The following is a 10,940-nucleotide window of genomic DNA, read 5'->3' as shown; positions in this document are numbered from 1 at the left end:
GAGGGACTCAGACGCATTCTGATGCCCCCTAAGCCCGATGCGATTTCTTGCTTAAATTTGGACTTTAAGCGTGGAAAGGGCCAACTACTGAGTGATCTTATTAAAGACATGGAAAAACAGCAGATTTACTTTATTGATGCAAGTATTGAAGGGCATCATGAACTACCCCTGGCTTTGCTTAATTACGATCATTTCATCATGAAACTAACAAATAACCCAATATCTATTAAGCAAACCTTCGGAATTATTAAGTTACTAAGCAAAAGTGCTGAAAATCGGGTCTTTGGCATGATTGTTAGCGCCCAAAATGAGATTGCGGCACAAACCATTTATCGCAATCTGAAACAAGCAAGCAAGGGATTTTCACATATTCATCTAGAGCTCATCGGGTTTAGTACACTTAGTAACAACTGGGTTAGCCCTATATTGTTAAATATGATGCCTGCCCAAATAAAAAAGACTACTTTTACCACCCCATTTGGCGTAGCAACAAACTAAAAACTATGTACAAGGCCGACGGAAAAACTGACCATAAAGAAAGTCTAGTTCATCAATACGCCGATTTGGTCAAAAAAATGGCCTATCAAATTAAAGCTAAGTTACCTGCCAATGTGGAGGTAGATGATTTAATTCAAGCCGGTATGATTGGGCTATTAGACGCCGCCAGTAAGTACCAGGATAACCAAGGGGCCCAATTTAAAACCTACGCCAGCTCCCGTATTCATGGCGCCATCATGGATGAGCTCCGTAGTGCTGATTGGCTGCCACGCAATATTCGCAAACAAATGCGAGATGTTGAAAAAGCGATCGCTAGCTTGCAGCAAAGCTTAGGTAGACCTCCAAGTGAAAATGAAGTTGCTAAAAAACTTAAGCTTAACATTGCTGATTACTTCCAGCTATTAACCGACTGTAGCGGGCATCAACTAATTTATTTTGAAGACGTTCATAAAAATGAAGAAGAAGATCACTTTCTTGACCGTTTTATTCAGCACAATAGCGGCGATGTGATCAATGGTCTACTTTCAAAAGATTTTAAAGAGGCCTTAAAACAGAGCATTGAAGCCCTACCCGAAAGAGAGAAAATTCTGATGGGTTTGTATTACGAACAAGAACTCAACCTTAAAGAAATTGGTGCGGTGATGAGCGTTACTGAATCTCGCGTATCTCAAATGCATAGCCAAGCTGTTGCTCGGATTCGCACAACCTTAAAAGAGAAATTATGGACTGGGCCAGCCTAGGCGGTATTGCACTTGCACTCATTGGTATTTTAATTGGTGAATCGCTTGGTGGCGGTAGGATTTCCTCCCTACTCCAACCCTCAGCATTCATCATTGTTACCTTTGGCACGTTTGGTGCAGTTTTGTTGCAAAGCCGCCCCGCTAACTTTCGCAATGGGTTTAGTAAACTAAAATCTGTTTTTACTGAGCCGGAAGACCAACGAACTACTTTGGCACTCGATATTTCGCAATGGAGCTTGATAGTCAGAAAGGAAGGCGTATTAAAGCTTGAGAGCTATATGAATGAAGCGTCCGATCCTTTTGTGAAGAAGATCCTGCGCCTAGTTATAGATGGTGCGCCACCACAAACCATTAAAGAGGTTGGCGCAAACGACCTCTATCAATATGAATTACATGAACGTAACGCCATTAAGGTTTGGGACTCAGCAGGTGGCTATGCACCTACGATTGGAATCTTAGCTGCCGTTATGGGCTTGATTCATGTGATGGAAAATCTATCGGACCCCACCCTACTTGGAAGTGGCATCGCTGTAGCCTTTGTTTCTACTATTTATGGCGTTGGCTTGGCAAATCTTTTATTTATTCCAATTGCCAATAAACTAAAAACACTCCTACAATTAGAAGTATCTAAATATGAGATGGTTGTAGAGTCATTGGCATCAATTGCCTACGGAGAACACACTAAAGTGATAGAGGATAGACTCTCTGGATACCTCCTTTAAAAACCCCCCACTGAAAAGACGTCGTCACCTAGAAGATCATGAACATCATGATCGGTGGCTTGTCTCCTATGCCGATTTCATCACTCTCTTATTTGCATTTTTTGTAGTGATGTATGCAAGCTCGACCATTAATCAAAAAAAATATGATGCGCTATCCAACTCCTTAATGTCCGCATTTGCTCCCATCCAAATGACAGAGGGAGATAGTAAATTAGCAATGAGGGACAAAGGAGATGCTGAGATTGCTGGGACTTATGCAGCCGAACAAAGTCCAATCCTCATTGATCCTTTGGGTCTAGTTAAGCTCAAACGAGAAATGGCTATGATGAAGCGTGAGAAAATGAATCGCCTCGAAAAGGACCTTACTAAAGCATTAAATCCGCTAATACAAGATGGAAAAATTAGCGTCATTCAATCGTCCAAAGGTATTAGGATCGATATTATTGATAGCTACCTCTTTAGCCCCGGATCCGCCGCCGTTACTAGCCCAGCGGCGTTCCAAACCCTTGCAGAAATTGCACCAATTTTGGCTAAAAGTGATCAAACGATTGATATTGAAGGCCATACAGATAACCAGCCTATCAACACCAAGGCATTTAACTCTAACTGGGAGCTATCAGCGATTCGAGCTACCACAGTACTTAATATACTCAGTCAAAAAGGAATCAACGAAAATCGTTTGAGCGCCACCGGCTTTGGCTCATCAAGACCAATCAGCAGTAACGATTCCGCTTTAGGTAAGGCAAAAAACCGTCGGGTTTCAATTCTGCTATTACGTGACCCTGGCCAGCAGCCTGGATCGGACCTACTGCCCTCTAAAACAGACTAGAATAAGGGACTTATTATGTTATCAACTGGCTCTAAAGAGACCTTTAAATACGCTCAAATTCTCAATTCACACTATTTTTAGCAAGAAATCCCATGAACCTCATTGATTTTATAGCGCCCTTTTTGTTTGGTGTTTTCGCGCTGATAGTTCTCGGCATGAGCATTTTTATCATGAAATTAATTGAATCAATTGATAAACAAGCAGCCCAGATAAAAATCATTTATGGATTGATTGAGCAAACAAAATCTGAAACAGAGGCAGCTCTAGATTCTTTTACTCCAACCAGGGAGAAAGTAAATAACCATAACGCACGTATAGATAGTATTGAGTTTGAGCTCAAAGGCATGCGAGAAAAGATGAGTGCAGTAAACCCTAAAAAATAGTCTGCAATTACCAGAAATTAATTGGCAACAAGTAGTTGTTAATATCTTTCGCTAATTCTCGCTTAGATGTGTCCGAAGTGATTTTCTCTTTCATGAGATAAACAAATACATCTATAACAATCTCTCGCAATGATTCGGGATCCCAAACATTCATTCGATCCTTAAACAAGGATAAAACATCCTTGCCACCCAGGCCGCGCAAACCAGGATGCAACATATCACTCATTTCTATAGTGTCAGCAAGTGATTGCACCACATTACGACTTCCTGAAAAGCGAGTGTTAAAAGTCTTACATAACTTTTCAATTATTTGGGATTCTGTTAAGTGTGCCATTTCAATTTTGCCTATTTCTTATCAATCAATACGGGGGTGAGATTTGGGCGCCTTAGTGCTACTTTCTAATACCCCAAATATTATCACAAGTGATAATATTCAAACAATGTGTAGCGCTAAATCCAGAATAAGAGAGGTCGATAAAAAGGCAGTTCGTTTGCTATGCTCATCATTTAATGAATCAATGCGATCTGGCAAGGATTATAAAGTCGCTTTAACAAAGATGATTGAGTCTCAGAAGCAGTTTATTCCAGCATTAAGAACGGTTGACTCTAACAGTATTTTGGCCAGTTATAACGCCCAAATGGCTGTTTCTTTGCCACAAGAATTACGAAATAGAGCCATCAAACTCATCATTCATCTCGTGCAAAAACATGTCAATCCAAATCTGAACGATTCAGACGGCTTCTTTATGGAGGTATTTATTGATAAACAAATGTTAGAGCTAAAAGAGTGGCTTAAGTAACATTGAACCCGACTAGGACATTCCATTAGCTCAGCCTTAAGGCTTGCTAATTTTTTTAATCACACTAGCCAATTTTTTAGCGTAGTCAGGATCAGTTGCATAACCCGCTTTAGCCATCGCATCAGCATAGCTATTAACATTACTCAAGTTATTCAGGACATTATTAAAACGTGGATTACTAGTAATCAAATTGGCAAAGTCCTTAAATGAATCTGCGTAAGAATCATACGCCCTGAATTTTTCTACCTTGACCTGCTTCTCACCGTTGATATATTCAGTAGTCAATGTTGATACCACCCTGCCATTCCAATTGCCTGTAGCTTTGATACCAAATAAATTATTACTAGGCGTGCCATCGCTACCTTTAATTTCTTTTTTTCCCCAGCCTGTTTCGAGTGCAGCCTGACCGAGCATAAATTGAGCTGGCAGACCGCTAGCGTTACTAGCCTGTCGTGCAAATGAAGCTAACTTATCTGTGAAACCATTCACAGTGTCCTTAAGAGCATTGGATAAAGATGGCGATATGATTTCAGCAGACATTTCAAAATCACTAAATAATTGTGAAATTTTATCTGACCAAGATTTTGTACCGTCTGCTTTAATGGTGGCACTTCTTGTACGAACATCCTCGGGAGCTGTTAGCGAAGTATAAGCAGAAAGACCACTAACACTTGAGCGATTAAGTCCAAGTGCTTTAGAGCTAATGGGACCATCGCCTGTTTGTCCTTCGGGAGCGCCTACTGCTTTGCTGAGTTGCCTGACAAGAACGTCAGCCAAACCAATACCCTTACCGTTGGCAAGTTTTTGACTTAACTGCTGATCAAACATTGAGGTGTAAAGCTTATTTTGCTCAGTATTAAAGACACCATCTTGTGGGCTAGCATCACGCATGCTTTTTAGCATCATATTAATGAAGATCGCTTCAAACTGCTTAGCAACACCCTTAATTGCTTCTGGTGAGTTCTCTTTTGCAGACTTCTTGAGTGAGTTGAGGCCATTAGCATCCATAGCCAGCTGATTACTTAGATCAGTGCCAGAGATGGTGTTATTAGATAGCGCCATGATACTAATGCTTAAATTATCTCTAGTTCGGCGCGTAATGCGCCAGCAGCCTTAATTGCTTGCAAGATAGCCACTAAATCTTGAGGCGTTGCACCAACAGCATTTAATCCCCGAACTACATCTGATAGAGATGTGCCACCAGCCAATTGAATCACGTTGCCGGGGTCTTGATTTAAGCTAACCTGTGATACTTTTGCCTCAACCGTATTTCCAGTATTCGAAAAAGCGCCTGGCTGACTAATAACAGGAGTCGTACTAATCACTACAGTCAAGTTACCATGAGCAACCGCGCAATTTTCTAACTCAACACTCTGATTTAAGACAATTGAACCTGTTCTTGCATTTAGAATTACCTTCGCTTCGCCTTTGGCTGGAGTAACGCTGATGCTTTCTAATGCAGCCATAAATTGGACGCGGCTAGCACTATTAATATTATCTGGCGTAATCTGAATTACACGCGAATCATGGGCAATTGCAATTGGCTTGCCAAAACGTTTATTAATTGCATCAACAACAATACTAGCTGTAGAAAAATCAGAACTTTTAAGCTCTAGATTAAAGATATCCATGCCAGCTAAATTATTCGGGATCACTCTTTCAACAGTAGCTCCAGCTGATATACGACCAGCATTAAGCTGATTAATAGTTGCCGAACTGCCATTAGCGGAGGCAGTTGCGCCGCCAATAACAATGTTTCCTTGAGCCATTGCGTAGATCTGACCGTCAGCTCCTTTTAAAGGCGAGAGCAATAAGGTGCCACCTCGTAGAGTCTTGGCATTACCCATAGCTGAAACAGTGACATCTAAAGTTTGACCAATTTGAGAAAAAGGCGGCAAATTTGCCGTCACAATAACTGCCGCTACGTTCTTCAGTTGAATCTGAGAAAATGTACCTGGCGGTAACGTGACTCCCAGAGATTGCAACATACTTAAAGTACTTTGTAGGGTAAATGGTGTCTGCGTTGTTTGGTCGCCAGTGCCATCCAAGCCCACAACCAATCCATAGCCAATTAATTGGTTACTTCGGACGCCCTGAATATTTGCTAAATCTTTAATACGCTCAGCATGTGCGACAGAAGTCAGGCTTAGACTGCTAAATATACCCGTACACAATAGTAATAGTACTATCAGGCTTTTAAGCCATTGGGGTCTTTTTTCAGTTCGAAATAAAGAGAAACGATGAGATTTAAGAAAAAATGTCATCATATTTTTAGAATGGCGCAATACTTAAGAAGAAGCGGGTAACCATACTAGCAATATAAGAGCTATCAATTGCATTAGTAGTGCGGTACTCAAACCGAGCATCTGCAACAGTGTTAGAGGCAACTGTGTTGTTAGTTGTAATCATATTTGGGTTTACTACCCCTGAAAAACGAACAAACTCCGAGCCTTGGTCGTAACCGATTTGCTTTTCACCTGCTACCATTAAATTACCGTTTGGAAATACCTCCAAAACTGTTGCTGTTATAAATCCATTAAAAGTATTACTAGCATTAGACGTAGCTTTATTTTCATTAGATAAGTTGTTAGCCCAACTAAACGTTGGACTAACAGTGTTGCCAAACTGATCGGTTGCCGTGGCATTGGCAAGGCCCTTTTTAGAGCCTGATGAGCCTGCGTCTTTTGTTGCAGTGGTGGTTTCAGTAATATTAATTGTGATCGTATCGCCAACGCTACGTGCACGATTGCCCTCAAACATCGGTTTGTAGCTTACGCTTGAAAAAATTGAACCATTTGAAGCTTGCGACATCGCCATGCGATTACTAGCTGGACCAGGGTTTTGCGTGATCGTGCTGGGAACGACGCTGCAAGCACTAAGGCTAATGCCTATAGCTGTAATACTAAAGACGGTAAAGAGGCTTATTTTAGGTAGGCGTAATGAGGTTTGCATAAGGGCTATCCCAATTGAGCCAATCTTTGGAGCATCTGATCAGAGGTTGATATCGCCTTACTATTGATCTCATAAGCGCGCTGAGTCTGAATCATATTGACCATCTCCTCAACCACATTCACATTAGAAGTTTCTACGAAGCCTTGCGCCAGGACGCCTGCGCCATTGGAGCCAGGATTCACTGTATTGGGTGCGCCAGAGGCAGCAGTTTCAGCATACAGATTCTCACCTTTAGCGCTCAAGCCCGCTGGATTAATAAAGGTGGCTAATTGCAACTGGCCAACCTGTGTAACTGCAACCGTGTTTGGCAAGGTCACTGACACAACACCGTCAGCTGCTACTGTTACCGTCTGCGCAGTTGCTGGAATCGTAATCGCTGGCTGAATAACATAACCACTAGCGGTCACTAACTGTCCGGTGCTACTGACCTGAAAGCTACCATCGCGGGTATAGTTTGTAGTGCCATCGGGCATTAAGATCTGAAAGAAGCCGCTACCATTAATTGCAATATCAGTATTGTTACTGGTTTGCTGTAAGTTGCCCTGAGTAAAGATGCGTTCTGTAGCGACAGGCTTCACACCTGTACCAATTTGCATTCCAGAAGGGAGTTGAGTTTGTTGAGAAGATTGTGCACCGGGTTGACGAATCGTCTGGTAAAGCAAATCCTCAAACACTGCTCGCGACTTTTTAAAACCATTCGTACTGACGTTAGCCAAGTTGTTGGATATCACATCCATCTGGGTTTGTTGAGCTTCGAGACCAGTTTTTGAAATCCACAGTGAGCGTATCATCTTATTTCCTTTAATTTAGAGGTATCTTGACACATTAGGTATTAATTTAAATTGAAGAGCTGAGCGGCTTGTTGGTCGCTATTCTCAGCATTCTTCATCAGCTGCATCTGAATATCAAATTGGCGTGCTAGAGAAATCATATTTACCATACCCTGTACAACATTTACGTTGCTGTTCTCTAAGGCACCATTCACTACTCTTATAGTAGGATCAGCAGCAATTGGCGACAGATCTCGATTATTAAATAGGCCATCAACACCGCGCACTAATTTTTTTTCATCAGGGTTGGATAACTTTAAGACATCTATAGGTGTAGAGGGACCGCCGCTAATTGCAGGATCTATACTAGAAATTGTTCCGTCCGCTCCAATGGAGATATTGACATTAGGCGGAATCGTAATGGGACCGCCGCCGCCCAGAACATTGCGACCACCTGCTGTTTGCAAAATACCATTTTCACTAACCTTAAAAGATCCATTACGAGTTAGACCTTCAGAACCATCAGGGCGTTGGACACTAAACCAGCCTTTACCTTCTATAGCCACATCTAGCGTACGGCCAGTTTGCTGAATTGCGCCCGGCGTGAAATCAGTGCCGTTACTTGCATTAATAACAAATGCCCGAGTGTCAATGCCGCCCCCCAAAACTGGTACTGATAAAAAGGAGTCGATCTGCGCCTTGAAACCAGTCGTAGAAACGTTAGCCAAATTATTCGAGTTGGTAGATTGCTGGTCCAAGATATGTTGGGCCCCAGTCATTGCGGTGTAAATAACACGATCCATATTAAGTCCTTTTTTCTCGCTTCTCTTATCTATTGGGTGAGCTTAGCTTGTGTAACGAAGTACATTAACCATTCATTCCAATAAGGGTTTGATAATTTTGACTTTCGATCTTAACTACTTGAGCGCTAGCCTGATAAGCTTGCTGGGCAGCTAATAAACCTACCATATCAGTCGTTTGATTCACGTTGGAAGCCTCTACTGAGGAGCCCACAATCGTACCTCTACCTAAGGTATTTGCAGCGGCAATAAGTGGAACTCCAGACTTAGCCGTCTCAACCCATGAGTCGTTTCCTAAAGCCTTCAGTCCCACATTACTTGGAATGAGCGCTATGCCAATTTGACCTAATTCATAAGTACTATTATCTGAATAGGTGCCAATAATGGTACCCGTTGCATCAATCGCTTTTGTATTAAGGTAAGCAAAATCGGTTCCTAGCGTAGTCGTTTGGACAAAACTATGAGAGCCGCTGGTAAAACCATAACTATTGATATCAATTGCGTTCTCTGGCCCATAATTTTTATGATTGACTATTACCGCCGAGATATTTGCTAACTGCTCTGTTGTCAGCTTAGATCCCAAATAAGTACTGGGGGCACCTGAGGTGGTTTTTAATCCAGATATCAATCTTGCATTCACAACCCCTGGTCCGCTATAACTCCAGTTAACAGTATCCGTTCCACTCATCACTGCAGTGCCGAGCCCAGATCCGCCAGTACCAGCCGTTTTAGTCCCACTCCAAGTTCCATAGATAGAGGCAGAACTTGCAGTATTAATTTTGTTATAAAAATCAGCGGCAAGTTGCGCAGCAGTCACATTACTTGTTGCAGTAAAAGTTAAGCCTCCAGCTGAATAAGTATCGCCTGCGCTCAACGCTGAAAAAGTCAATGCTTCAATTTGTGCAGCGGCAGTCGTTGCGGCATTTGTGCCGGCGATTGATATAGCTGTATTTGTAGTGCTCGAACCAAGCACGCCAGACACTGTTTTTACACCAGATATCAATCTTGTAGAGACAATTCCGTCTCCGGCATAGCTCCAGTTAATAGCATCCGTACCATTCATCACCGAAGTACCAAGACCAGATCCACCCGTACCAGCTGTTTTAGTCCCACCCCAGGTTCCATAGCTTGATATAGAGGTTGCGGTATTAATTTTGTTGTTAAAAGCAGTGGCAAGTTGTGCGGCAGTCACATTACTTGTTGCGGTGAAGGTTAGGCCTCCTGCTGCATAAGTATCGCCAGCACTTAATGCGGATAAGATAAGTGTTTCAATTTGCGTAGTAGGGCCGCTTGTACCAAGCGTGCCAGTAGTTAATAAGCTTGGACTGGTAGCTGTAGAACCGGCAACAGAAATCGTATCGAAATTTCCTAACTTTCCGGTGAATATTCCACTGCTCAGGGCATAATTGGCCGGACCACCATTTGCAACAGACACTGCAGAACGAGCTGCGATTGTTTCAGCAGTATCCCCTGCCAAAAGGCCTGCAAAAATAGTAGCAACGCCACCCTGAAGTGCGCTTGCAGTAATTGCTGGTTGAGCGCCCATACTTGTTGCAGTAAAAAATACAATATCGCCAGAGCCACCATTGATTCCGGCTGCTGAGTAAACCGCGCTACTACTAAAATTACTAGATAATTGTCCGCTATAAGAACCATCAGCAGTTCTGGGACCAGTAGTTGCTCCAGCAGATAAATTAGCAAAAGCACGGGCAATTTGAGTGCTGGTCAAATCTTTATTTGCCTTAAAAGTTAACCCAGCAACAGTGATTGCATCACCAGCAGACATTCCATGTGCAAAAGTAACATCATCCGTCTCGCGGGTAGACGGAGTTCCGATGGTTGAAGGAACAATGCTTGGAGCCATTGCAGTACCAATAGTCTTACCATCAGTGTTCGTGTATACCAGCCCCCCGAAAGTAATCGTGCCATAAGGCGATAATGGCGCAGTAAACGCAGCTACATCGACCTGTTTTGTTTGTACTGATAGCGGATGTATTTGGTAGGTTGATAAATTGATGGGGGTACTATTAATATCCATCACCTGAAAACCTGAAGCATTTACTAAATAACCATCCGTATTTTCTATAAATTGACCATTACGGGTATAAGAAGTTTGATCTAGGGTTGGGTCATACGTCACAAACATACCCTGACCGTTAATAGCGGCATTTAATGGGGTGTTATTGGACATAATCGCACCCTGTGAAAATGACTGAGTAATATTGGAAGCCAATACAGCTCCGCCAGTCTGAAGACCTGACCCTGAGTTAGCAGAATTCAGATGACTTGCGAGTACATTTGTAAAATCAATGCTAGAGGACTTGTAACCCACAGTTGCAGCATTGGCAATATTTTTACCCAGCACACTTAAATTTTCAGAGGCAGCATGTAAACCACTTAGTCCTTCTGTAAATGACATATCAATTCCTTAATCTTTAGCAATCTA

General features: G+C 42.3%; 13 protein-coding genes and 1 pseudogene. 7 read left to right on the top strand and 7 right to left on the bottom strand.

Annotated elements, in window-relative coordinates; genetic code table 11:
- Window positions 1–108: 108 nt before the first annotated feature.
- The 6 genes and pseudogenes from ICN15_RS09655 (at window position 109) to ICN15_RS09635 (ending at window position 3,172) form a co-directional block, all read left to right on the top strand.
- Window positions 109–498, top strand: a complete 390-nt coding sequence (locus tag ICN15_RS09655; RefSeq protein WP_216202531.1) for a hypothetical protein — start codon at window positions 109–111, stop codon at window positions 496–498.
- A gap of 5 nt (window positions 499–503) precedes the next feature.
- Complete coding sequence (locus ICN15_RS09650) at window positions 504–1,238, top strand: RNA polymerase sigma factor FliA (protein ID WP_216202530.1); 735 nt, start codon at window positions 504–506, stop codon at window positions 1,236–1,238.
- A complete protein-coding gene (locus ICN15_RS09645) occupies window positions 1,220–1,960 on the top strand; it encodes a flagellar motor protein (RefSeq protein ID WP_216202529.1) in 741 nt (246 codons plus the stop codon). The genes ICN15_RS09650 and ICN15_RS09645 overlap by 19 nt, the downstream gene beginning before the upstream one ends.
- Window positions 1,935–2,126 (top strand): annotated as a pseudogene (locus tag ICN15_RS10990) (flagellar motor protein MotB); the annotation flags it as partial. The gene ICN15_RS09645 and the pseudogene ICN15_RS10990, both read left to right, overlap by 26 nt.
- Window positions 2,127–2,789, top strand: a complete 663-nt coding sequence (locus ICN15_RS09640) for an OmpA family protein (protein ID WP_304609513.1) — start codon at window positions 2,127–2,129, stop codon at window positions 2,787–2,789.
- Between the two features lie 92 nt (window positions 2,790–2,881).
- Window positions 2,882–3,172: a hypothetical protein gene (locus ICN15_RS09635; protein WP_216202528.1), complete on the top strand. Its 291-nt coding sequence runs from the start codon at window positions 2,882–2,884 to the stop codon at window positions 3,170–3,172.
- 7 nt (window positions 3,173–3,179) lie between these two features.
- Here ICN15_RS09635 and ICN15_RS09630 read toward each other — a convergent pair whose 3' ends face one another.
- Entirely contained in the window at window positions 3,180–3,506 is a 327-nt protein-coding gene (locus ICN15_RS09630) for a hypothetical protein (protein ID WP_216202527.1), read from the bottom strand.
- Between the two features lie 184 nt (window positions 3,507–3,690).
- On the opposite strand from ICN15_RS09630, the gene ICN15_RS09625 reads away from it, so the two are divergent.
- Complete coding sequence (locus tag ICN15_RS09625; RefSeq protein WP_216202526.1) at window positions 3,691–3,972, top strand: hypothetical protein; 282 nt, start codon at window positions 3,691–3,693, stop codon at window positions 3,970–3,972.
- 36 nt (window positions 3,973–4,008) lie between these two features.
- Here the strand turns inward: ICN15_RS09625 and flgJ are convergent, their stop codons facing one another.
- From flgJ to ICN15_RS09595, 6 genes are all read right to left on the bottom strand, one after another.
- Window positions 4,009–5,034 carry a flagellar assembly peptidoglycan hydrolase FlgJ gene (flgJ, locus tag ICN15_RS09620; protein WP_216202525.1) on the bottom strand — a complete coding sequence of 342 codons (1,026 nt, stop codon included), beginning with the start codon at window positions 5,032–5,034 and terminating at the stop codon, window positions 4,009–4,011.
- Between the two features lie 11 nt (window positions 5,035–5,045).
- Window positions 5,046–6,239, bottom strand: coding sequence for a flagellar basal body P-ring protein FlgI (locus tag ICN15_RS09615; protein ID WP_255532955.1), 1,194 nt, complete (start codon window positions 6,237–6,239; stop codon window positions 5,046–5,048).
- 4 nt (window positions 6,240–6,243) lie between these two features.
- Window positions 6,244–6,924, bottom strand: coding sequence for a flagellar basal body L-ring protein FlgH (locus ICN15_RS09610; RefSeq protein ID WP_216202524.1), 681 nt, complete (start codon window positions 6,922–6,924; stop codon window positions 6,244–6,246).
- A gap of 5 nt (window positions 6,925–6,929) precedes the next feature.
- A complete protein-coding gene (flgG, locus tag ICN15_RS09605) occupies window positions 6,930–7,715 on the bottom strand; it encodes a flagellar basal-body rod protein FlgG (protein WP_216202523.1) in 786 nt (261 codons plus the stop codon).
- Window positions 7,716–7,756: 41 nt separating this feature from the next.
- Window positions 7,757–8,497, bottom strand: coding sequence for a flagellar basal body rod protein FlgF (locus ICN15_RS09600; protein WP_216202522.1), 741 nt, complete (start codon window positions 8,495–8,497; stop codon window positions 7,757–7,759).
- Window positions 8,498–8,561: 64 nt separating this feature from the next.
- The gene (locus ICN15_RS09595) at window positions 8,562–10,913 is read right to left on the bottom strand and encodes a flagellar hook-basal body complex protein (RefSeq protein WP_216202521.1); all 2,352 of its coding nucleotides are present in this window, start codon (window positions 10,911–10,913) and stop codon (window positions 8,562–8,564) included.
- Window positions 10,914–10,940: the final 27 nt, after the last annotated feature.

This window comes from Polynucleobacter sp. CS-Odin-A6 (genome assembly GCF_018882095.1).
Taxonomy (GTDB): Bacteria; Pseudomonadota; Gammaproteobacteria; order Burkholderiales; family Burkholderiaceae; genus Polynucleobacter.
This window is presented reverse-complemented; position numbering and strand designations above follow the sequence as displayed.